The sequence below is a fragment of the Streptomyces sp. NPDC002467 genome (genome assembly GCF_042889825.1).
In the GTDB taxonomy this organism is placed as follows: domain Bacteria; phylum Actinomycetota; class Actinomycetes; order Streptomycetales; family Streptomycetaceae; genus Streptomyces.
Window position 1 is genome coordinate 382,893 of record NZ_JBIARJ010000002.1, and the last position, 21,227, is coordinate 404,119.

21 protein-coding genes and 1 pseudogene are annotated in these 21,227 nt (G+C 73.3%); 12 read left to right on the forward strand and 10 right to left on the reverse strand.

Annotation, left to right across the window (positions count from 1 at the left end; all coding sequences use genetic code 11):
- Positions 1-43 precede the first annotated feature (43 nt).
- From ACFYYJ_RS05075 to ACFYYJ_RS05095, 5 genes and pseudogenes are all read right to left on the reverse strand, one after another.
- Positions 44-1,540 carry a cellulose binding domain-containing protein gene (locus ACFYYJ_RS05075; protein ID WP_389128582.1) on the reverse strand — a complete coding sequence of 499 codons (1,497 nt, stop codon included), beginning with the start codon at positions 1,538-1,540 and terminating at the stop codon, positions 44-46.
- Between the two features lie 151 nt (positions 1,541-1,691).
- Positions 1,692-2,194: pseudogene (locus tag ACFYYJ_RS05080) on the reverse strand (aminotransferase class III-fold pyridoxal phosphate-dependent enzyme); the annotation flags it as partial.
- Positions 2,195-2,416: 222 nt separating this feature from the next.
- Positions 2,417-2,788, reverse strand: a complete 372-nt coding sequence (locus ACFYYJ_RS05085) for a VOC family protein (protein ID WP_385123577.1) — start codon at positions 2,786-2,788, stop codon at positions 2,417-2,419.
- A gap of 19 nt (positions 2,789-2,807) precedes the next feature.
- Positions 2,808-3,968 carry a PP2C family protein-serine/threonine phosphatase gene (locus tag ACFYYJ_RS05090; RefSeq protein ID WP_385363764.1) on the reverse strand — a complete coding sequence of 387 codons (1,161 nt, stop codon included), beginning with the start codon at positions 3,966-3,968 and terminating at the stop codon, positions 2,808-2,810.
- A gap of 105 nt (positions 3,969-4,073) precedes the next feature.
- Positions 4,074-4,871: a LysR family substrate-binding domain-containing protein gene (locus tag ACFYYJ_RS05095; protein ID WP_389128587.1), complete on the reverse strand. Its 798-nt coding sequence runs from the start codon at positions 4,869-4,871 to the stop codon at positions 4,074-4,076.
- A gap of 59 nt (positions 4,872-4,930) precedes the next feature.
- Between ACFYYJ_RS05095 and ACFYYJ_RS05100 the strand changes: the two genes are divergently transcribed.
- Positions 4,931-5,356, forward strand: a complete 426-nt coding sequence (locus ACFYYJ_RS05100; RefSeq protein WP_385123583.1) for a DUF5997 family protein — start codon at positions 4,931-4,933, stop codon at positions 5,354-5,356.
- 201 nt (positions 5,357-5,557) lie between these two features.
- Here ACFYYJ_RS05100 and ACFYYJ_RS05105 read toward each other — a convergent pair whose 3' ends face one another.
- Positions 5,558-5,656: a hypothetical protein gene (locus ACFYYJ_RS05105; RefSeq protein ID WP_389128590.1), complete on the reverse strand. Its 99-nt coding sequence runs from the start codon at positions 5,654-5,656 to the stop codon at positions 5,558-5,560.
- Between the two features lie 541 nt (positions 5,657-6,197).
- Between ACFYYJ_RS05105 and ACFYYJ_RS05110 the strand changes: the two genes are divergently transcribed.
- The 6 genes from ACFYYJ_RS05110 (at position 6,198) to ACFYYJ_RS05135 (ending at position 11,016) form a co-directional block, all read left to right on the forward strand.
- Complete coding sequence (locus ACFYYJ_RS05110; protein WP_385123585.1) at positions 6,198-7,148, forward strand: hypothetical protein; 951 nt, start codon at positions 6,198-6,200, stop codon at positions 7,146-7,148.
- 15 nt (positions 7,149-7,163) lie between these two features.
- On the forward strand, positions 7,164-7,598 hold the full coding sequence (locus tag ACFYYJ_RS05115) for a VOC family protein (RefSeq protein ID WP_389128594.1): 435 nt from the start codon (positions 7,164-7,166) through the stop codon (positions 7,596-7,598).
- Positions 7,599-7,618: 20 nt separating this feature from the next.
- Complete coding sequence (locus tag ACFYYJ_RS05120; protein WP_385123589.1) at positions 7,619-8,305, forward strand: epimerase; 687 nt, start codon at positions 7,619-7,621, stop codon at positions 8,303-8,305.
- A 57-nt stretch (positions 8,306-8,362) separates the two neighbouring features.
- Positions 8,363-9,571, forward strand: a complete 1,209-nt coding sequence (locus ACFYYJ_RS05125; protein ID WP_385365840.1) for an RNA ligase — start codon at positions 8,363-8,365, stop codon at positions 9,569-9,571.
- A gap of 3 nt (positions 9,572-9,574) precedes the next feature.
- Entirely contained in the window at positions 9,575-10,576 is a 1,002-nt protein-coding gene (locus tag ACFYYJ_RS05130; RefSeq protein WP_385365839.1) for an AAA family ATPase, read from the forward strand.
- Between the two features lie 86 nt (positions 10,577-10,662).
- Positions 10,663-11,016 carry an NTP pyrophosphohydrolase gene (locus ACFYYJ_RS05135; protein ID WP_385123595.1) on the forward strand — a complete coding sequence of 118 codons (354 nt, stop codon included), beginning with the start codon at positions 10,663-10,665 and terminating at the stop codon, positions 11,014-11,016.
- Positions 11,017-11,032: 16 nt separating this feature from the next.
- Here ACFYYJ_RS05135 and ACFYYJ_RS05140 read toward each other — a convergent pair whose 3' ends face one another.
- The gene (locus ACFYYJ_RS05140) at positions 11,033-11,533 is read right to left on the reverse strand and encodes a hypothetical protein (protein WP_389128598.1); all 501 of its coding nucleotides are present in this window, start codon (positions 11,531-11,533) and stop codon (positions 11,033-11,035) included.
- 247 nt (positions 11,534-11,780) lie between these two features.
- Between ACFYYJ_RS05140 and ACFYYJ_RS05145 the strand changes: the two genes are divergently transcribed.
- Together ACFYYJ_RS05145 and ACFYYJ_RS05150 are read left to right on the forward strand one after the other, a co-directional pair.
- The gene (locus ACFYYJ_RS05145) at positions 11,781-12,155 is read left to right on the forward strand and encodes a YbjQ family protein (RefSeq protein ID WP_385123599.1); all 375 of its coding nucleotides are present in this window, start codon (positions 11,781-11,783) and stop codon (positions 12,153-12,155) included.
- A 160-nt stretch (positions 12,156-12,315) separates the two neighbouring features.
- On the forward strand, positions 12,316-15,759 hold the full coding sequence (locus tag ACFYYJ_RS05150; RefSeq protein ID WP_389128602.1) for an endo-alpha-N-acetylgalactosaminidase family protein: 3,444 nt from the start codon (positions 12,316-12,318) through the stop codon (positions 15,757-15,759).
- Here the strand turns inward: ACFYYJ_RS05150 and ACFYYJ_RS05155 are convergent.
- Both ACFYYJ_RS05155 and ACFYYJ_RS05160 read right to left on the reverse strand, forming a co-directional pair.
- Complete coding sequence (locus ACFYYJ_RS05155; RefSeq protein ID WP_385123603.1) at positions 15,756-16,598, reverse strand: helix-turn-helix domain-containing protein; 843 nt, start codon at positions 16,596-16,598, stop codon at positions 15,756-15,758. The two genes, ACFYYJ_RS05150 and ACFYYJ_RS05155, sit on opposite strands and share 4 nt — an antisense overlap.
- A 472-nt stretch (positions 16,599-17,070) precedes the next feature.
- On the reverse strand, positions 17,071-18,006 hold the full coding sequence (locus tag ACFYYJ_RS05160; RefSeq protein ID WP_389128605.1) for a DMT family transporter: 936 nt from the start codon (positions 18,004-18,006) through the stop codon (positions 17,071-17,073).
- Positions 18,007-18,035: 29 nt separating this feature from the next.
- Here ACFYYJ_RS05160 and ACFYYJ_RS05165 point away from each other — a divergent pair, with 29 nt between their 5' ends.
- The 3 genes from ACFYYJ_RS05165 to ACFYYJ_RS05175 are packed head-to-tail and all read left to right on the forward strand — an operon-like array spanning position 18,036 to position 20,714.
- Positions 18,036-19,577 (forward strand): PLP-dependent aminotransferase family protein, encoded by a 1,542-nt coding sequence (locus ACFYYJ_RS05165; RefSeq protein ID WP_389128608.1) that lies wholly within the window; start codon positions 18,036-18,038, stop codon positions 19,575-19,577.
- 43 nt (positions 19,578-19,620) lie between these two features.
- Positions 19,621-20,052, forward strand: coding sequence for an LAETG motif-containing sortase-dependent surface protein (locus ACFYYJ_RS05170; protein WP_389128610.1), 432 nt, complete (start codon positions 19,621-19,623; stop codon positions 20,050-20,052).
- An 8-nt stretch (positions 20,053-20,060) separates the two neighbouring features.
- Positions 20,061-20,714 (forward strand): RNA polymerase sigma factor, encoded by a 654-nt coding sequence (locus tag ACFYYJ_RS05175; RefSeq protein WP_389128613.1) that lies wholly within the window; start codon positions 20,061-20,063, stop codon positions 20,712-20,714.
- 232 nt (positions 20,715-20,946) lie between these two features.
- Here ACFYYJ_RS05175 and ACFYYJ_RS05180 read toward each other — a convergent pair whose 3' ends face one another.
- Positions 20,947-21,216, reverse strand: coding sequence for a hypothetical protein (locus tag ACFYYJ_RS05180; RefSeq protein WP_385365825.1), 270 nt, complete (start codon positions 21,214-21,216; stop codon positions 20,947-20,949).
- Between the last annotated feature and the right edge of the window lie 11 nt (positions 21,217-21,227).

The following is a 21,227-nucleotide window of genomic DNA, read 5'->3' on the forward strand; positions in this document are numbered from 1 at the left end:
CGGTCCGGCTGGTGGTGGGGCGGTGATTCCGCACGCCCGGCCGCTACTTGAGGGCGGCGAACGCCTTCGTGAAGGCCAGGGGCTGCTGGAGGATCGAGCTGCACGTGGCGTCCGCGTACGGCACCGCGCCCGAGGCGCACTGCTTGTCGCGGGTCCCGGACCACATCGCCAGGCGACCGACGCCCTTCGACGCGGCGAAGTCCACCAGTTGCGTCGCGTCCGCGACGGTGAAGACCTCGCTCGCGACGTCGTTCACGCCGATCATCGGGGTGACGGCCAGCGCCTTCCACGCCGCCGCGTCCGACAGGCCGAGGACCCCCTTCAGCTGCGCCTGCGTCGCGGTCGCGGCCTGGATCGCGTACTGGCCCATGTCCCCGGCGTACGCCGGCCCGTAGTCCATCGCCATGATGTTGACGGAGTCGACGCGCACGCCGTTCTTCTTCGCGTCGGCCAGCAGCGCGACACCCGGCTGGGTGAGGCCCTCGGGCATCACGGGGAGGGTGAACGCCACGTCCAGGCCCGGGTGGGACTTCTGCAGGCGGGCGATCGCCTGGGCGCGGCGGGCGTTGGCCGCCGTGTCGGGCAGGGCCGCGCCCTCGATGTCGAAGTCGACCTTCGCGAGCCGGTACTGGTCGACGACCTTCCCGTAGGCGGCGGCCAGTTCGTCTACGGTGCCGCAGTTCAGGGCCAGTTCGCGGCCGGCGGCCCCGCCGAAGGAGACGCGGACGTCCCCGCCCTTCGCGCGCAGCGCGCCGATCTGGGAGGCCACCTTGTCGCTCGCGAGGTCCGTGACCCCGCCCCACAGCGGCGCGCAGCCGCCGCCGGCGGTGATGAAGGCGAGGTGGAACTCCTTCACGCCCGCCTTCGTCGCCGTGTCCAGCAGGTCGTAGGCGGGGTAGAGCGAGGTGTCCACGTACGGCGCGAAGCGCGCTCCGGCGCCGCTGCCTCCGCCGGTGGTGGGCGCAGGGGTGGTGGGGACCGTGGGGGAGGGCGCCGCGGTCTTCGTCGGCGTGGACGACGCGGTGGGCGCGGGCGCGGTGGGGGTCGAGGTCGCGGTGGGCCGGCTGGTGGGGCGTCCGCTGGGCTGGGCCGTCGCGCCCTGGTCGACCGAGCACTTCAGGCCGTTGATCAGGCAGCGGGTCGGGTCCCCCGGCGCGCCGGCGCCGCTCGCGACGAAGCCGACGGTGACCGAGGCACCCGCCGCCAGCTCCCGGTTCCAGCCGGCGGGCTTCACGGTGACGCGACGTCCTTCGACCGTGTGGGTGCCGTTCCAGAGGGAGTCGATCTTCGTGCCCTCGGGGAGGTCGAACTGCAGGGTCCAATCCGTCTGCGCCTGGCCGGTGTTGTTGGTGATGACGTACTGGCCGGTGTAACCGCCGCTCCACGAGCTGGACTTGGTGTAGGCGGCGCCGACGGAACTGGCCTGCGCGGTCCCGGTGAACGCGAACACCGCGCCCCCGATCACCGCCGCCGTGAGCACCGCTCCCGTGACCTTCGCCGTACGACTCGTCCTGCGCCGGTGCCCGACTGTGCTGCCCATCGCGTGCCTGCCTTCGTGTTACCGGGGAGTTGGGATGCGGCAGCACGCTAGCCGCCCCGAAACGGACATTCGTCCGTTTCGGGGCGGCACCGTCGAGGCTTACGGTCCGCTTAAGGCGGCGAAAGGCGGGTGTTAAGGCGTCCGGGGCCGGTCAGATCCTGTTCCACGCCTCGGTGAGGCAGTGGCGCGTGATCTGCTCGATCTCGTCGAAGGTGCCCTGGTCGGCGATCAGCGGCGGCGAGAACTGGACCACCGGGTCGCCGCGGTCGTCGGCCCGGCAGTACAGGCCGTTCTCGTACAGGGCCTTGGAGGGGTACCCGTAGAGCACGCGCTCGCACTGCTCGTCGGTGAAGGTGGTCTTGTTCGTCTTGTTCGCCTTGTCCGTCACGAGTTCGACACCGAAGAAGTAGCCGTTGCCGCGGACGTCGCCGACGATCGGGAGGTCGTGCAGCTTCTCCAGCGTCTTGCGGAAGTTCGCCTCGTTGCCCAGGACGTGCTGGTTGAGGCCTCGCGCTCGAAGATGTCGAGGTTGGTCAGCGCGACCGCTGCCGAGCCTGGGTGGCCGCCGAAGGTGTAGCCGTGCGGGAAGACGGCCTCGCCCTTGTAGAACGGCTCCGCTATCCGGTCGGAGATGATCGTGGCGCCGAACCCGGACGGCTCGAAAGCGGTAATCGACCGCAGCCGGGAGGAAGAGGGGACAACCGACCGCCCGCGGCGCCTCGCGGACCCGCGGGAATCATGTCGGCGCGGGGCATCGTCCCGGCTCCGTCGACGGACGAGGAGGAGGTCGCCCCGATCGGGCCGGAGCGGGTCGCCGGCCGGCCCGGCGGCCCCGGGGCGTTCCTCGACCACCACGCGGGGCGGTTCGCGCGTCCCTCAGCCGTGAGCCGCGTCGATGACGCAGAACCGGTTCCCCTCGGGGTCGGCCAGCACCACGAAATCGGGGTCCTCCGGGTAGGAGTCCCAGTCGACGTGCGAGGCCCCCAGCTCCACCAGCCGCTTCACCTCCGCCGCCTGCTCCGCCGCGTCCGCCGCGTACAGGTCGAGGTGGACGCGCGGCCGCTCCTGTACGGGCGTCACGCTCCGCCCGAGCGCCAGGTCCGGCCCGCCCCCGTCGGCGGCGACCAGGACGGTCCAGCGCTCGTCCACCTCGCCGTCGCGCGGTACGTACCCCAGCGCCCGGCACCAGAATTCCACTGCGCGCGGCACGTCTTCGGCGCCCATGACGATCGTTCCGATGGTCAGCATGATCCGATTCTGGCAAAGGCTACGGGCGGCGGGGGCGGTCGAGCCGCTCGATCGCGACCATCGCGGCGTCGTCGCCGAGGGTGCTGCCGACCACGTGGGCGAGCAGGTCGGCGCAGAGGTGGTCCAGGACGGCCTGGGGCTGGAGGCCGCCCCAGGCGGCCACGCGCTCGGTGAGCGGGTAGAAGTCCCCCGCCCGGTCGCGGGCCTCCAGCACGCCGTCCGTGTACAGGAGCAGGACGTCACCCGGCGCGAAGGCGAAGGTCTGCGCCGCGACCGGGCCGTCCACGAGACCGGCGAGGCCCAGCGGCGGGGAGGGCCGGGCCACTTCGAGGGGAACGGTCCGGCCGTCGCGCAGCAGGAGCAGTGGGGGCGGATGGCCGCAGCTGACGAGGTGCAGCACGGGTTCGTCGTCCGGGACGTCCAGGACGGCCGCCGTCGTGAAGCCCTCGTCCTCGCCCGTCCGCGGCCCCGCGCCCTCGTCCTCCTCGTCGTCGTCCAGGGCCGTGCTGTCGTAGAGGTCGGGGGCGACCGCCCCCTCCAGGTAGTCCACCAGCCGCCGCAGATCGGCCTCTTGGTGCGCGGCCGCCCGGAAGGCGCCGAGGACCAGCGCGGCCTCCCCGACCGCGTCCAGGCCCTTGCCGCGGACGTCCCCGATGATCAGCCGCGTGCTCGTGGCCGTGCGGGCGGCGGCGTACAGGTCGCCGCCGATCCGGGCCTCCGCGGCGGCGGCGAGGTAGACGGAGGCGACGCGCAGCGGGCCGATCCGGTCGCGCAGCGGCCGCAGGACCACCTGTTGGGCGGTCTCGGCCACCGAGCGCAGCTGCATCAGTTCCTTCTCGTGCTCCTCGCGCAGGTAGGCGAAGAGGGTCACGAACACCGAGATCATGATCAGGGCGATGGTCTGGAACGTGTGGTTCAGGTCGGTGAGGGTGGTGCGGACCGCCGAGACCACCACCTGCGCGATCACGGCGACCAGGCCGACGAACGCCGTCATCCGGGGGCCCCGGAACGATGCCGTCAGGGCGGGGGCGGCGACCAGGAACGGACCGAGGTGGACATCGGGCGGAGCCAGGATGTCGACCACGGTCACGGCGGCGATCAGGACGAACGGAACCGCGAGCTGAGCGTGGCGCACGCGCTCGGACCGTTGCCGAGGCGTGCCCGGCGGTCGAAGATCCATCCCACCTGCATACACCGCCGAGCCGCCCGGATCCGCCACGCGAGGCCGTCGGGACCGCTCCTTGTCGCCCCGCGGGATCCCGGACGGGACCGCGCGGTGTCCGTTCTAGCGGCCGCGGGGCTTCCCGCGCTTGGGTGTCGCCTTCCCGCCCTTGGCGCCGCCTGCGCCGCCGCGGGGGTTCTTGCCGCCCGCCTTGCCGCCGGCCGTGCTCCCCGTCCTGCCGCCGGACTTCCCGGCCGCCGCCGCGGCCGGCTTCCGCTTCGCCTTCGGCTGGGGCGGCGTCGGCCCGCCGCGGCCGCGCGTGCTGTTGACCGTACGGCCGCGGACGATGCCGATGAACTCCTCGACCAGATCGGGCGTGGTGTCCTCCTGCTGCCACGACAGCGCGACCCGCGACTCGGGCGCGTCCGTGACGGGCCGGTACGTGAGGTCCTTGCGGTGGTGGAGGCGGGCCAGGGACTGCGGGACGACGAGCACGCCGATGCCCGCCGCGACCAGCTCGATGGCGTCCGCGGTGGTGGCGGGGCGCTCGAAAGCGGGGCGGCCCGGCAGCTTCTCCCAGTCCAGGGTGTCGTCGAGCGGGTGCAGCACGATCTCGTCGGCGAGGTCCGCGGTGGTGATCTCCTCGACCGCCGCCACGAGGTGGTCCTTGGGGATCACGACCACGGTGGTCTCGGTGTAGAGCGGGATGGCGCTGAGATCCGTACGGTCGACCGGCAGCCGCACGAGACCCGCGTCGGCGTCGCCGCCGCGCAGCGCGCCGAACGACTCGGCGGGGGACACCTGGACGAGCGTCAGCGGAACGTCGGGCAGCCGCTCGTTCCAGATCCGTACCCACTTGGTGGGGGTCACGCCCGGTACATAGGCGAGACGGAACGAATGGGGTACTTCCGAGCCTGTCACCCCGCCAGGTTAACCGGTCGTGGTCGGAGGTAGCGCACACGCTCGATACCCTTGACACCATGACGTCGCACCAGAACACCCAGACGATGAAGCCCGCGACCGCGGCGAAGAAGCTGGGCGTGTACCTCGAGGCCACCCCCGCAGAGTTCCGGGAGGGTGTCGTCTCGCGCAGTGAATTGAGTGCGCTGCAGGCCGACCCGCCCCAGTGGCTTCAGGATCTGCGGCGCAACGGCCCGCACCCGCGCCCCGTGGTCGCGGCCAAGCTCGGCGTGTCCATCGCCGGACTCGCCCGCGGCGGGGTCACCGAGGCCCTGACCACCGAGCAGATCGAAGAGCTGAAGCAGGAGTCCCCCGAGTGGCTCCAGCGTGAGCGCGCCACGCAGGCCGAGGTCCGCAAGGAAACGGTCCGCATCAAGGAGATGCACGCCGAGAAGGCGGCCAAGGCCGCCCAGAAGGACGACAAGACCGACGGTTCGCGCTCCTGATCCGCGGTCCTCGCCGACCCCTTCCGTCAGGCCCGGTTTCCCCTCGGGGAGGCCGGGCCTGACGGCTTCCCCCTCACCGCTTCCCCTCACCCCTTCCCCCCACGGCTCCCCCCCACGGCTCCCCCCCACGGCTCCCCCCCACGGCTCCCCCTCACGGCGTACGTCGAGCCGAGTCCGCGCCGTGCCGTTTCGTCCCGCGCGTCATCCCGGGCCCTCGCCCGCCGTCAGCCGGCGCAGGGCAGGGTCGAGCCGGGCCCGCCGGGTCTCCGCCGTGAGGGCCTGGAGCGGCGGCAGGATCACCTGGTAGCGCCCGCTCCTGTCGAGCGCCTCGAACGCCCGCTTCGCCTCGGACGCGCGTCGAGCCCCGCCGCGAGGTCGGGTGGCACGCCCGCCGTCCGCTGGGACTCGTACGCCGCCGTCCACCGGCCGTCAGCGCGCGCCCTGCGCACCTCGGCCGGCCCCGGTTCGCGCGTCCGCCCCGCCGCGGTCGGGCCATGACCGCGGGAACCGTCGTACGGAGGAATGGGGCGAGCCCGGAAGACGGAGAGCGCGGCCGGGGCCACGGTGATTCCCGATCCCCGTGGCGGTTCGGCCGCGCCCGCGACGTGTGCGGATCCCGAGCCCGCCGCCGCGGCAGCGCGTCGATCCGCGGAGCCCGCCGGTCCGTACCCCTGTGACGGACCGGCGGCCCTCGTCCTGGTACGAGCCTAGGGGCGGCCCGCCGGCGGGTGTGTGCATCGCGCGCACGGTCTGTTGATCATCCGTGCAAGAGGGTTTGACGGGCCGTCCGTGCGGATCAGCCGGAGTGGCGGCCCGGCCGCGGGTGGGGTCCGCTGGAGGGGTGAGCCCTTTCCCCGGCCGGGGCTGGTGGGCCGGACTCCCGCCGGCGGCGGGAGCCGCCGTCATGGCGACCGGCATCCTCTCCGTCGGCCTGCACCTGACCGGCCACGAGGCGCTGTCGCTCGTGGCGCTGGTCGTCGCGGCCGCGCTGTGGCTCGTCCTGGCCGCCGACTTCACGACCCGGCTGCTCGCCGACCGCCGGCGGTTCCGCGCGGAGGCCGACACCCCGGCCGCCCTCACCGCCGTGGCCGCCACCACCGTGCTCGGCACCCGCCTCTGCCTGCTCGGTTGGCAGACCACGGCCGCGGCTCTGCTCGCCTTGGCCGCCGCACTGTGGCCCGGGCTGCTGCTGCACGTCCTGCGGCACTGGCGCCGCCGCATGCCGGGCGCGGGATTCCTCGTCTGCGTGGCCACCCAGGGACTCGCCGTCCTCGCCGCGACCCTCGCCGCCGCGGGGGCCCCCGTATGGCTGGACCAGGCCGCGCTCGCCCTCTTCCTGCTCGGGCTGGTGCTCTACGTGGCGGCCCTGCTCCGCTTCGACCTGCGCGAGGTCGCGGCCGGGTCGGGCGACCACTGGGTGGCGGGCGGGGCGCTGTCCATCTCCGCACTCGCCGGTTCCAAACTCACCGCGTCACCCGTGTGGACCGGCGCCGCGCACACGGCCCTGCGCACCGTCACCCTCATCCTGCTGGCGCTGTCCCTGGCCTGGTACGTGGTCCTCCTCGGCGCCGAACTGCGCCACCCCCGCCACCGCTACGACATCCGGCGCTGGTCCACCGTCTTCCCGCTCGGCATGACGGCCACCGCCTGCCTCTCCGTGGCGGAACCCGCGGGCATCGCATGGCTGCGCCCGCTGGGCGAGGTGCTCCTGTGGATCGCGGTGGGCGCCTGCGTGCTGACCTGCGCCGCCATGATCACCTCCCGTCATAGACTCGAACATGTGAGCGATTGAGAGTAGGGTCCCGACATGGCGTACACGTTTCAGGTGACCATCGACTCGTCCGACCCCCACACGCTCGCCGACTGGTGGGCCGACGCCCTCGGGTGGGAAGTGGAGCGCAGCGACGAGGAGTTCATCCGCGGCCTGGTCGTCGCCGGCCACGCGAGCATGGAGGACACCACCACCCACCGCGGCACCCTCGTGTGGAAGGCCGGAGCCGGGATCCGGCACCCCGAGGGACTGGAGCGGGCGCCGCGGGTGCTCTTCCAGTTCGTGCCCGAGCCCAAGACGGTCAAGAACCGGGTGCACCTCGACGTCCGGACCGGCGACGACGATCCGAGGGCGGTCGTGGAACGCCTCGTAGCCAAGGGCGCCAAGCAACTCCACGAAGGCCGCCAGGGCCCCTCCGCGTGGACGACACTCGTCGACCCCGAGGGCAACGAACTCTGCGTCTCCCACTGACGCGGTCCTACTCTGGTCCCGTGAACGTCATCCTGTTCGGCGCCACCGGAATGATCGGCCGGAGCGTCCTGCGCGAGTGCCTTCGAGACGACTCCGTCGAGAAGGTGCTCGCCATCGGCCGCAGCCCGCTCGGCGTCAGCCACCCCAAGCTCCACGAGCGCGTCCAGGGTGATCCCTCGGACCTCGCGGCCGCGGGCGTCGACCCGGCCGACTACGACGCCTGCTTCTTCTGCCTCGGCGTCTCCTCCGTCGGCATGAAGGAAGACGCCTACCGGCGCATCACCTACGACCTGACGCTCGCCGTGGCCCGCCCGCTGGCCGCCGCCAACCCCGGAATGACCTTCGTCTACGTCTCCGGCGAGGGGACGGACAGCACCGAACGGGGCCGGTTGATGTGGGCCCGGGTCAAGGGACGGACCGAGAACGCCCTGCTGGAACTCCCGTTCCGCGCCTACATGTTCCGCCCCGGCATCGTCCAACCGGTGCGCGGAGTGCCCTCCAAGACGCGGCTCTACCGCACCCTGTACGCGGTCACCGCCCCGCTGATCCGGCTGCTCCGCCGCGTCGCGCCGAACCTCGTCACCAGCTCCGAGGAGATGGGCCGCGCGATGATCGCCGTCGCCACACCCGGTACCGAAGTCCCCGGGCACGTCCTGCGGCCCGCCGACATCAACCGGCTGGGCGCCGGCGTGACCAGGCATAATTAAGTACCGGGCAGAACCTCCCGCGCGTCAGAATGACGCATCTCAAACCGGGAGGAACCCATGAGCCAGGAGACCCTGACTCTGCACGACCTGCTGCCCGCCCAGGCCCTCGCCCAGGCGATCGAGGCCGGCCACGTGACCCGCAAGACGCACCCCGAACTGCCGCTGTCCATCTACACGTACACGCGGACGGCACAGTACGAACACGTCTGGAACCAGGTCACCACGCGCTGCCGCGGACTCGTCGCCGACGACACCACCGGCGCGATCGTCGCGCTGCCGCTGCCGAAGTTCTTCAACGTCAGCGAGCACGAGTCGGGCAGGCCCTACGCGTCCGCCCTGCCGGACGAGCCGTTCGAGGTGTACGACAAGGTCGACGGCAGCCTCGGCGTGGTCTTCCACTACGCGGGCCGCTGGCACGTCGCCTCCAAGGGTTCCTTCATCAGCGCCCAGGCCTCCTGGGCCCAGCGCCGGCTCGACACCAAGGACACCGCGGCGCTGCGCCCGGGCGTCACCTACCTCGCCGAGATCCTGTACCCGGGCAACCGCATCGTCGTCGACTACGGCGACCGGCGCGACCTCGTCCTCCTCGCCGCCTTCGGCACCGACGGGGTCGAGGTCCCGCTCGCCGAGGCCGCGACCCACTGGGAGGGGATCGGCTCCGTCGTCACCGTGTGGCCCGCCATGCCCCTCGACGAACTGATGGCGCTGACCGCCTCCAACACCCTGCCCGGGGGTACCGCGGCGACCGGCATCGACGCGGAGGGCTTCGTCCTGCGCTTCGCCTCCGGTGTACGGGCGAAGGCCAAACTGTCCGAGTACGTACGGCTCCACCGGGTGCTCACCAAGGTCACCGAGCGGGACATCTGGCGCGCCCACGGCATCCAGCGGTTCGCCGGGCTGCCCGCCAAGCAGCTGGCGCAGGGCCTCGGTTGCACGGTCGCCGAGATCGAGGCCTCGGGCGGCAAGCCGCTCGACGCGCTGCTGGACCAGGTACCCGACGAGTTCGACACATGGGTGCGCGAGATGATCGCCCGCTTCGAGGACGAGGCCGGGCGACGCGAGCGCGCGGTGGACGAGGCGTACGCGGGACTCGCGCACCTGGCCGCGGACCGGGGCGCGTTCGCGCGCGCGGTGAAGCAGCTGCCCGACCGCGCGATCCGCGCCGCGATGTTCCTGCGGCTGGACGGCAAGGTCACGGACCTCGTGGTCTGGCGGTTCGTCCGACCCGAGGCCTCCGACCCCTTCACGAACGACGAGGAGAACTGACCCGTGTCCGAGGAGACACCCGCACCCGCCGACGACACCGCGACCGGGCTGCCCGCCGCCGAGGAGGACCGGCTGCCCGTCGTGCACGTCATGACCGGTCTCCCGGCCTCCGGCAAGACCACGGCCGCGCGCGCCCTCCAGGCCGAGGCCGGCGGGCGCATGCGCCGCGTCAACCTCGACGACCTGCGCGCCATGCTCGACCTGCCGGACCCGGAACGGGGCCGCAGCTGGGCGCACGAGCAGACGGTCCTGGCGGTCCAGGACGCGGCCGTGCGCGCCGCGGTCGACGGCGGCTTCGACGTCGTCGTCGACAACACGCACCTGACCAAGCACATCCCCAAGCGGCTCAAGGCGGCGGTCGGCGGCCTCGCGACCTTCGTCGTGCACGACTTCACCGACGTCCCGTTGGAGGAGTGCCTGCGCCGGGACGCCGGCCGGGAACGCCAGGTCGGCGAGGAGATCATCCGCGTACTCGCCGAGAAGCACGAGAAGGCCCGCAAGGGCGGCTGGCGGCTCACCTCGGAGTGGATGAACGGCGGTTCCGGAGGCGCCGCGGTGCCCCCGGTGACCGAGTACGTCCCCGACCCGGCGCTGCCCTCCGCCGTGATGTGCGACATCGACGGCACCCTCGCGCTGACCGGCGACCGGGGCCCGTACGACTTCACGCGCTGCGAGCTCGACCTGCTCAACGAGTCCGTCCGGCACGCCCTCGAGGCCTTCCGGCGGGCCGACGGCGACACGATCGTGCTGCTGTCGGGGCGGAGCGAGGAGTTCAGGCCGCAGACCGAGCGCTGGCTGGCACGGCACGAAGTCCCGTACGACGAGCTGTGGATGCGCGCGTCGGGCGACCAGCGCCGCGACGACGTGGTGAAGTCGGAGCTGTTCGACGCGCACGTGCGCCACAGGTACGCGGTACGCGTGTCGCTCGACGACCGGGACCGGGTGGTCGCGGTCTGGCGCCGGATGGGCCTGCCCACCTGGCAGGTCAACTACGGCGACTTCTAGGGCCTCTGTTTTGGATCAGGTCGGCCCCGCGAGCCCGGCATGATCCGAAACACAGGCCCTGGGAGCCGGGGCATGGAGCGCGGAACGTGGAGAAGAGCGTGCTGATCGTGGACGCCGCCAACGTCGTCGGCTCGGTGCCGGACGGCTGGTGGCGGGACCGGCGGGGCGCCGCCGAGCGGCTGCGCGACCGGTTGGCCGCGCGCGACGCCGGCGAGGAGATCGTCCTCGTCGTCGAAGGCGCGGCCCGGGGTGTCGAGTCCGTGCCCGGGGTACGGGTGGACCCGGCACCCGGCAGCGGCGACGACCGGATCGTCGAGCTGGCGGCGGCCTACGCGGACCGCGACTGCGTGGTGGTCACGGCCGACCGCGAACTGCGGGCGCGCGTAGGTGCGTACGGCGCGCGGTGCGTGGGGCCGCGCGCCGTACGCCCACCGGACTGACCGGGGGCCGGGCGGTTCAGCGGCAGTACTGCACCCAGCCGTGGTTCTCGACGTAGCGGGCGGAGACCCAGCGCTCCTCGTCGTACGCCCTGCGGCCGTCCGGGCGGGTGCCGTGCTGCCAGTCGGTGTGGTCCTTGCGGCCGTTCTCCGGCTTGGCGTGCTCGGGCTTGCCGTGCTCGGGCTTGCCGATCTGCCAGTCGCCGTGCTCGGAGTTTCCGTTCTCCTTCTTGTCGTCGCGCTCCGCCAGGCGGTACCAGAGGTTGTTCCCGTCGACGCTCTCGCCGCGCTTCTTGCACAGGATCTCGACCTTGCCGTGCGGGTGCACCTCGCCCACGGCCCGCGCGTGGGTGGTCGGCTTGCTCCGGACCTTCAGCGGGCCCTTCGAGACGACCTTGCCGGTGGTGCGGCCCGTGATGCGGAACCCGCCGTCCTCCGCGACCGCGGTGCCCGCACCCACCAGACCGAGCACCAGGCTTCCGGCGGTGAGGGCGAGGATGGTCCTGGTGGACTTCAGCATGAGCCGGCTCCTCTACGAAGACTTCCGCCCGGCCGCCGAGCGCGGCACGGGGCGGCAACCGGGCGGTTGCCACGGACGACTATGGCGAGGACGGCGCCGGGCCCTCCGGTGGCACACCGCCGGTTAGCCCGATATGCCCAATCCGCGACAGCGGCGTACGAGGCCCTGTCCGTCCCCGAACGACCGACCCGGAACCGCTCCGGGCTTCCGGATGCGGGCGGCGGCGGGCCGGGCGAGAGTGGGTGCCATGGGAATCGAAGACTACGGCGGCGGTCCCGGGGCGCACGAGACCGGCATCCTCGTCGTGACCACCAACGACGTCCCCGGATACCGGGTCGAGCAGGTCATCGGCGAGATCTTCGGCCTCACGGTGCGCTCCCGCCACCTGGGCAGCCAGATCGGCGCCGGCCTGAAGTCCATGATCGGCGGAGAGCTGAAGGGCCTCACCAAGACCCTCGTCGAGACGCGCAACCAGGCCATGGCCCGACTCATCGAACAGGCGAAGGCACGCGGCGCGAACGCCGTGCTGGCGATGAGGTTCGACGTCACCGACGCCGCCGACGTCGGGACCGAGATCTGCGCGTACGGGACGGCCGTGGTCCTGGTCCCCGCCTCCACCTGAGGTCACCGCCGCCGTTCCACAAGTCCAGGACGGCGCTCCGCTTTGTCCATGGGTTTGATCCGCCCCGGTCCGCAAGCTGACAGATCAGTGAGCGGACCGCTCGGGCCGGCTGTGCCGTGAGCGGTCTTCCGTGATGGAAGCGCCGACTCCCGGAGGCCCCATGCGAACCCCCCTCTGGCCGGCCGCGGCCGCGGTGGCCGGTCTGGTCGCCACCCTGGTCGTGGCCGTGCCCGCAGCCCCCGCCACGGCGGCGGCCGGGCCCGTGACGATCACCTCGCCCGAGCTGTCCGTCAGCGTGGACAGCGCCTTCCCCCGCGTCATCGGCTACACCCGGCGCGCCATCGGGGACGTACTGCACGGCAACGAGGACCCGCTGAGCGGCATCCTCGTCAACGGGACGGCCTACACGCCCACCGTGACCTCCACCGCCTCCGCATCCGGCGTGGACCACGCGCTCGCCTTCTCCGGAGTGACCATCAGGACCCGGATCTCGGTGACCGGTTCGACCGTGGAGTTCAAGGTCACCGCGATCGAGGACACCCCCGCGCTGCGCGTGCGCAGCTTCGCGATCCCCGACCACACCCTGGTCAGCGTCCGCAGCGACCAGCCGGGAGCCGCCCTCGCCACGGCGAACATGCACACCGCGACCACCGGCACCGGAGACACCTTCACCCCCGTGACCGCGAGCACCCCCGTCGACCCGGCGGCGACCACCGTGATGTACGGGCTGGCCAACACCGGGAAGCTGGCCGCGGCCATCGACTCCAATTCCCTCTACGACCAGCCCTCCGGCGGCACGGCCCGCGAGAACGGCCGGATATCGAAGCGCGTCACCGACAAGGGCGCCTACCGCCGGGCCGGCCTGTGGAGCGGCGCCTGGCTCCACCGGGCCGCCGGCGCCGCCGACACGGACACCGAGCCGCTCCCGTACGCCCGTGTCGCGATCACGGCCGACCGCAACGCGGACTCGGTCGTCGACTGGCAGGACGCGGCCGTCGCCTACCGCGACATCTGGACCCCGCCCACCGGCTGGGAGAGGACCGCCGACCGGGTCGTCCAGAGGATCCCCTTCAACTTCGCCTCCCAGGCCACCCACCCCTTCGCGCAGACCCTCGACGAGACCAAACGGGTGAGCCTCGCCACGGACGGCCTCGGCCAGTTCGTCCTCCTCAAGGGGTACGCCTCCGAGGGCCACGACTCCGCGCACATGGACTACAAGAACATCGGGTCCAAAGTCGGTGGCGCCGTCGACCTGAACACCCTCACCACCGCCGGCCACTCCTACAACGCCGACTTCGGGGTACACGTCAACGCCACCGAGGAGTACCCGGTCTCCGCCACCTTCGACCCGGCCCACCAGAGCGGCGGACTCGGCTGGGACTGGCTCGACCAGTCGTACTACGTGGACACCCGCAAGGACGGCCAGTCCGGCGAGCGGCTGAAGCGCCTGAAGGACCTCAAGGCCGCGGCCCCCGGCCTCGACTTCCTGTACGTGGACGTCTGGTACGGCGACGGCTACGTCTCCCGCAGGCTCCAGCGCGAGATCTCCGGTCTCGGCCTCCAGCTCGCCACGGAATTCCCCAACACCCTCACCGAGCAGTCCCTCTGGCACCACTGGGCCGCCGACGTCGACTACGGCGGCAGCGACCTGAAGGGCATCAACTCGACCATCGCCCGGTTCGTCGCGAACCACGCCAAGGACGACTGGATCGCCCGCGATCCGTTGCTCGGCGGGGCCGAGGTCACCGCCTACGAGGGCTGGCAGGGCAAGAAGGACTTCACCGCCTTCCGGAACACCACCTTCGGGGTCAACCTCCCGACCAAGTACCTCCAGGAATCCCCGATCGTGAAGTGGACCTCCGACACGGTCACCCTCGCGAACGGCACCGCCGTCACCACCGTCGGCAACAAGCGCCGCATCACCACGGGCGGCCGCACCGTCCTGTCCGGTGACGCCTACCTGCTGCCGCGCGACGGCAAGCTCTACCACTGGAACGACAAGGGCGGCTCCACCACCTGGACCCTGCCCGCCGGGTGGAGCGCGCCCAAGCTGTACGAGCTCACCGACACCGGGCGCCGGCCGGTGGGCGACCTGACCGTCGGGACGGGCGGGACCGTCACCCTGAACGCCGGCGCCAGGACCGCGTACGTCGTCACCAACGGCGCGGCGCCCGGCCGGCCCGACCCCGCGTGGGGCGAGGGCACCCCGGTCAAGGACCCCTCCTTCTACGCGGGCGACCTGAACGCCTGGACCGTCACCGGGACCGGCGCCGCCGTCGCCCGCAACGCCCAGGGACAGAACGAGCTCGCCTTCGCCCCCGCCACCGCCCCGGCCGTCTCCCAGCGGCTCACCGGGCTCGCCCCCGGCACCTACGCCGCCTCCGTCTGGGTCTCCACTCCGGCCGGCCGGGCCACCACCCTCACCGTCACCCCGACCGGAGGGAGCCCCGCCTCCGTGTACGCCGACTCCTCGCCCCTGACCAACGGCCTCGGCGGCAGCGAGAAGAACGGCACGAAGATGCAGCGCATGAAGGTGCTCTTCGACGTCCCGGCCGGGCAGTCCACGGCCGTCCTCGGGCTGTCGGCGGCCGCGGGCCCCGGCACCGCGCACCTGGACGACGTACGCGTGGTCCCCTCGACCCGCACCCCGCTCGCCGGCCACTGGTACGCGGAGGACTTCGAGAGCCCCGACGCCGGCTGGGGACCCTTCGCCTTCGGCGGCGCGGGCGGCTCCGCCACCGACCCGCGCACCCACGTCGCCCAGCGAAACGCCCCCTACACGCAGGCCGGCTGGAACGGAAAGCTCGTCGACGACGTGATCGGCGGGCAGAACTCCCTCAAATCGCACGAGGAGCGCACCGGACTCGTCTACCGCACCCTGCCGCAGACCCTGCGCCTGACCCAGGGCCGCCGGTACAAGGTGAGCTTCGCCTACGAGGCCGGCTTCGGCGACGACTACCGGTTCATCACCGGCTCCGGATCCACCGAGAGCGCCACCGCGCTCGGCCAGGCCCGGACGCCGACCACGTTCACGACCACCTTCACGGCCGGGGCCGACGCCTGGATCGGCGTACGGAAGGTCACCCCCGAGGGCTCCCACAACGAGGCCGACCTGATCCTCGACGACCTCACCGTCGACGACCTCGGGACGGGCGGTGACGGCGAACTCCTGGTACCGCAGGGGCAGATGAAGGTGAAGGCCGTCGACAGCCAGGAGACCGCGGGGGAGAACGGCGGCGCCGCCAACGTCCTGGACGGCGACGCCTCCACCATCTGGCACACCCAGTGGTACGCGGCCACCGCGCCGATGCCGCACGAGATCACCCTCGACCTCGGCGCCTCCTACGACGTGTCGGCCCTGCACTACCTGCCCCGGCAGACGCAGTCCAACGGCCGCATCGCCGCCTACCAGGTGCTCACCTCGACGGACGGGGTGGACTGGGGGACCGCCGCCGCCTCCGGCACCTTCCCGGACGCCACCGCGCAGCAGGACGTCACCTTCGCTCCACGCGCCGCCCGTTACGTCAGGCTCAGGGCCACGAGCGAGGTGGGCGGGAACCAGTGGACCTCGGCCGCGGAGCTCAACATCGGGTACCGGCCCTAACGTTCTGCCCCGGGGACGGATTGTCGTGCACGGAAGCAGACCGGGGACATGCCGACCCGGCGGCTGAACAACCGGCTGAAGTAGGCCGGATCCTCGTACCCGACCCGCCGGGCGATCCCCGCGACCGGCAGGTCGGTACGGGCGAGGAGTTCCTTCGCCCGGCTCAACCTGATTCCCAGGAGGTACTCCTTGACCCCCTCGCCCGTACTGCGCCGCACCGCGCAGCGCAGTTCGGGCAGGGGCATCCCGAGCCGGGCGGCGTGCTCGGCCACCGATATCGGCAGCAGGGCGTCGCGTGCCAGGGCGTCCACGACCGCGTCCCCGTGCGGGGACACCTCGGCACGGGCGTAGCGCAGCGCCACCAGCAGCGCGTGCACGGCGGCGGCCGCCTCGACGTCGAGCAGGGGGCCGCCGCGCCGGGCGGTCCGTACGATCCCGTCCACCACGTGCTGCACACCGGCCGTCCCGCCGAGCGGGACCACGGGCTGCTCCGGGGTGACGTAGCCGAGGTCCGTGTACGCGGCGACGCCGGCCCCGGAGAAGTCGACGAAGCACTCGTCCCAGCCGGTCCGAGGATCGGGCCCGTAGTGGTGCTCCACCCCGGGCACCAGCCACAGCAGGGCGGGCGCGGTCACCGGCTGCGGCGGCCGACCGGCGTGGCTGAACCAGCCGCGGCCGCGGGTGACGACCACGGCGACGTGGTGGTCGAGCGCGCGCGGGCCGACGACCGGCAGCCGGCCCTCCTGCACCCCGACGCCGAGGCAAACGAGCCCGAGCCGGACGTGGTTGGCGGTGGGGGAGAAGTACCGCATCCAACTGCTGTACGGGGGCGTCGGCATCTGCGGATTGTGATCCACACCCCAGGCCGCCCTCAAGTGCCCGAACTCTGCGCGTCACCCCTACGGCGCTCCGCTCCATTCAGCCTCGCCGGCGTTTGAGCCCCGGGGTCTTTCCGCCGCCGGGCGATTCCAGCCCGTCCGGCGTTTGAGGGCGGGGGTACCTCCCTGCGGTAGCCGGGGGGAGGGTCCGGGCAGAGCCCGGGGAACGGTGGAAGGGCGGGTAGGGGACCTGCTCCGCGCAGCGGCACCCCGGGTCGGGCCGCAGGGTGGGCCGTCGGGGCCGGGTGCGCGCCGGGGCACCTCCTCGGGCGTCGAACGGGAAGCGGCAGCGGACATGCAAGACGAGGTGTGTTCGACGCCCTGCGGGGGCTCCCCGCCGCGCACCCGACCCCGACGGCGCGGGGGTACGGGGGAGGGGACGCCTCGCGGGAGCAGCGGAGTTCGAGGCCGGGCGGGGGCGCCCCCGTGGGCGTCAGGCGGCGCGTTCAGGAGCCCGCCGGGCTTCGGGGCGGAGGGGGGCGCCCGACCGGGGCGGCGTCGTGCGGGGCGGCCGGAGGCCGAGCGCCAGGCCGGCGATCACCACGACCAGGCCGAGCCACACGAGGGGGTCGGGGACACCGCCGCCCGCGCACACGCCCGCCCCCGCCGCCGCGACCGGCGCGATCCCGGTCAGCAGCCCGGCCCGCCCCGGGCCCACCGCGGCGACCGTCCGGTACCAGAGGACGAAGGCCACCGCGGTGACCATCACGGCCAGGTACCCCGAGACCGCCCACTGCGTCCCGGTGACCGAGCCCAGGTCCGCGGGGTGTTCGAACGCCACCGCGAGTCCCGCGAACACCACCGCGCCCATCCACACGGCGTGCACCGAGACTCCCCACGGGCCGTGCCGCCGCAGGACCGGAACCGCGAGCAGGGTGAACCCGGCCTCGCAGCCCAGGGCCAGTGCCGCCCACGCCACCCCGACGGCGTCCGTCCGGCCCGTCCCCTCGACCAGTACGGCCCCCGCCACGACCACGGGAGCGGCGAGCAGCACCTGCCGGCTGGGCCGACGCCCCTCCAGGAACGGGCCGAGCAGCCCCAGCAGGATCGGCACGGAAGCCACCGCGACGGCGATCACGGCCGGTTCGGCATGCGCGACCCCGCGCACCACCGCCACGTTGAACAGCACCAGACCCGTGACCGCGATCCCGGCCAGCCACAGCCACTCCCGCCCGCGCGGCCGCAGCACCGGCACCCCGGTCGCCCTGGCGAGCGCGAGGAGGAGCAGGGCCGCGCCCGCGTACCGGGCGGCCTGGACGGTGAACAGAGGGGCGTCGACGAGGGAGTGGGAGACGGTGACGCTGCTGCCGACCAGCGCCATGCCGGTGACACCGGGGGCCAGGTCCCGGAAGGTGGAGTTCTTGGTCATAGGGACCAGCCTGGGTTCACAATGGACCTGTGAGCAGGTCCAAAGAGGGCGGAAACAAGGGGTCCAAAACGGCGGCGACCGTGTCGGCCGGGTCGGACTTCCTGCAGCTCGACATCGGCGAGGCCCCGGCCGGCGGGCGCACCGACTGGCTCGCCGGTCGGCTCCGCGCCGCCATCGCCGACGGCACCCTCCCGGTCGGCAGCCGGCTCCCCGCCAGCCGTGTGCTCGCCGCCGAACTCCGCGTCTCGCGGGGGCTGGTCACCGAGGCGTACCAGCGGCTCGCCGAGACCGGCCAGGTCGACGGCCGCGGGCGCGGAGGCACCGTGGTGGTCGCCGCCCCACCCCAGGCGACCGCCCCGACCGCCGCCCCGGAACGCGGCGGGCTCGTGGACGCCCTGCGTGCCGTGCCCTGCCGGATCGACCTCTCGCCCGGGGTCCCCGACCTGACCGCCTTCCCCCGCACCGCCTGGCTCCAGGCCGAGCGCCGGGTGCTCGCCGCACTCACCCCGGCGGACTTCGGCTACGGCAATCCGCAGGGCGCGCCCGCGCTGCGCGGGGCCGTCGCCGGCTGGTTGTCGCGCAACCGGGGCATCCGGGCCGATCCGGCGGAGGTGGTGATCGTCAGCGGCGTGGCCCAGGCCCTCGGGCTCCTCGCACACGTTCTGCGCGAGGACGGCGTACGGCGCGTCGCGGTGGAGGACCCCGGCTCCCTCGGGGCCCGGCAGCAGCTGGAGTACGGGCGGATGGAGACCGTACCGGTGCCCGTGGACGGGGCCGGGCTGGACGTGGCCGCGCTGCGCGGGAGCGGGGCCGGCGTCGTGCTGACGACCCCGGCGCACCAGTTCCCGACGGGGGTCGTCCTCGACGGCGAACGCCGCCGGGAGCTGCTCGGCTGGGCGGCCGCCGGCGGACTGGTCATCGAGGACGACTACGACGCCGAGCACCGCTATGACCGCGCCCCCGTCCCCGCGCTGCGCGCCCTGCTCCCCGACGGCGTCTGCTACGCCGGGAGCGTCTCCAAACTGCTCGCCCCCGCGCTGCGCCTCGGCTGGCTGCTGGTCCCGCCGCGGCTGCGCGACCGCGTGATCGAGGCCAAGAGGTACGCCGACCTCGGCAACCCGGTCCTCGCCCAGCTCGTCCTGGCCCGGCTGATGGAGTCGGGCGAGCTGGAACGGCACCTGCGCTTCGTGCGGCGCCGCCACCGTCGCCGCCGGGACGCGATGCTCCGGGCCCTCGCCGAGCGGCTGCCCGACGCCCGGGTGCACGGAGCGGCGGCCGGTCTGCACCTCATGGTCACCTTCGACGGCGCCCGTTTCGAGGACACCGACCTGTCCTCGGCGGCCCTGGCCCTCGGGGTCAAGGCCCATCCGCTGTCCTGGCACCGGACGCGACCGGGTGCGCCGGGCCTGATCCTCGGCTACGCGGCCGGCTCCGTGAGCGAGATCGAGGAGGGCGTCGCCACGCTGGGCACGGCCCTGGACGGGCTCCCGCGGACCGGTCGGAAAATTAGTTCGGAAGATCTTCCGAAAGAGAAGCAACCTCCGGCGGGGTCGCGCGTCGTGCGGGGGTGAAGGGTGCGGTCCCGCGCCCTCGACCCGACCGTGGAGAACCACCGTGAAGAACCTGAAGCGCGTCCCCCGAACCGTCCGCCGGGCGGCCGTCACCGTTGCCGCCGCCGGGGCGGTCGTCGCCCTCGCCGGGCCGGCCTTCGCCACGGGGGCCTCCGCCTCGCCGTCGCCCGCGCCCGCCTCCAGCACCTCGCCGAGCGCCTCCCCGAGCTCCGCTCCGAAGACGCCCACGGCGAAGCCGAGCCCCTCGGTCAGCGTCCCGGGCAGCGCCGCGCCCTCGGCGTCCGTGTCCTCCGCCCCGAGCGCCTCCCCCGGCACGGCCTCCGGTGCCTCCCCCTCACCCGCCGGCTCCGGTGACGCCGAGCTCGCGCATACTGGCTCCTCCGCTACCACCACCGCCCTGGGTGCCGGGGCCGCCGTCCTCCTCGCCGCCGGAGCCGGAACCCTGTACGCCGTCCGGCGCCGCACCAACGGCTGAGGAAACCCGTGCTTCACCTCGTACCGACCGCCGGCCCCGCCACGCCCGTCCTCGACCGGGCGTGGCGGGGCCTGTGGGCGTTGCTGCGCCGCGAACGCTCCGCCCCGCCGGTCACCGCGCCCGCGTACGGGCACTCGTACACCTACGACTTCACCGGCCACGGAGACTTCGGGCAGCCGCCCACCGTGTCCGCGCTCTACCACGCGCACCGGCTGCGGATGGTGCGGCTGGCCGTACTGCTCGTGGACGACCCGGCCACCGCCGAGGACGTGGTCCAGGACGCCTTCACCGCCCTGTACCGCCGCCACGGCGAGCACATCGCCGAGGTCGACAACGCGCTCGGCTACCTGCGCACCGCCGTGGTCAACACCTCGCGCTCCGTGCTGCGCCGCAGGCGTACCGCGCGGGCCTGGACCCCGCCCGCCGCCGCGGACGTGCCGTCCGCCGAGGCGTCCGTCGTGCTCGACGAGGCGCACCGCGAAGTCCTGGCCGCGCTCGGCCGGCTGAGTCCGCGCCGGCGCCAGGTCCTGGTGCTGCGCTACTGGGCCGAGCTCAGCGAGGCGGAGATCGCCACCACCCTCGGGATCAGCCGGGGAGCGGTGAAGTCGAACGCGAGCCGCGGCCTGGACGCGCTGGAGCGGATTCTGGAGGGACGGATATGACGCCCACGACGCACGACGGCGAACGCCCCGTCGAGCGGCGGCTGCGGCAGGCCCTCGACGCACGCGCCGCCGAGGTCACGGTACGCACGCTGCGGCCCGCCGATCCGCCCGGTCCGCACACTGCCGTCCCACGGCTGCGGCGCCGACTCGCCTTCGCGCTGGCCGGGTTGGGGGTGGTGGCCGCCGCGCTCGCCGGGTACCTGGTGCTCACCCCGGAGGACGCGCCGGTCCGTCAGGTGCCGCCGGCGGCGCCCCCCGAGCTCGGCTCACCCACGCCGTCGCCCTCGCCGTCGCCCTCGTTGTCGTCCCCCGGTTCGGCAACGCCGTCGCCCGAGGGGACGCGGGCACCGAAGTCGCCGTCCGCGTCGCCGAGTTCGCCGCTCACCCCCGGGGCCTCCGTGAGTCGCTCCGCCACGCCGTCGGGCTTCCCGACCCCGGGCGGGTCGTCGGTCTCGCCGTCGGTGCCCCGATCGCCGAGCCCGTCCTGACCGTCGTGGGACACCCCCTAAGGTG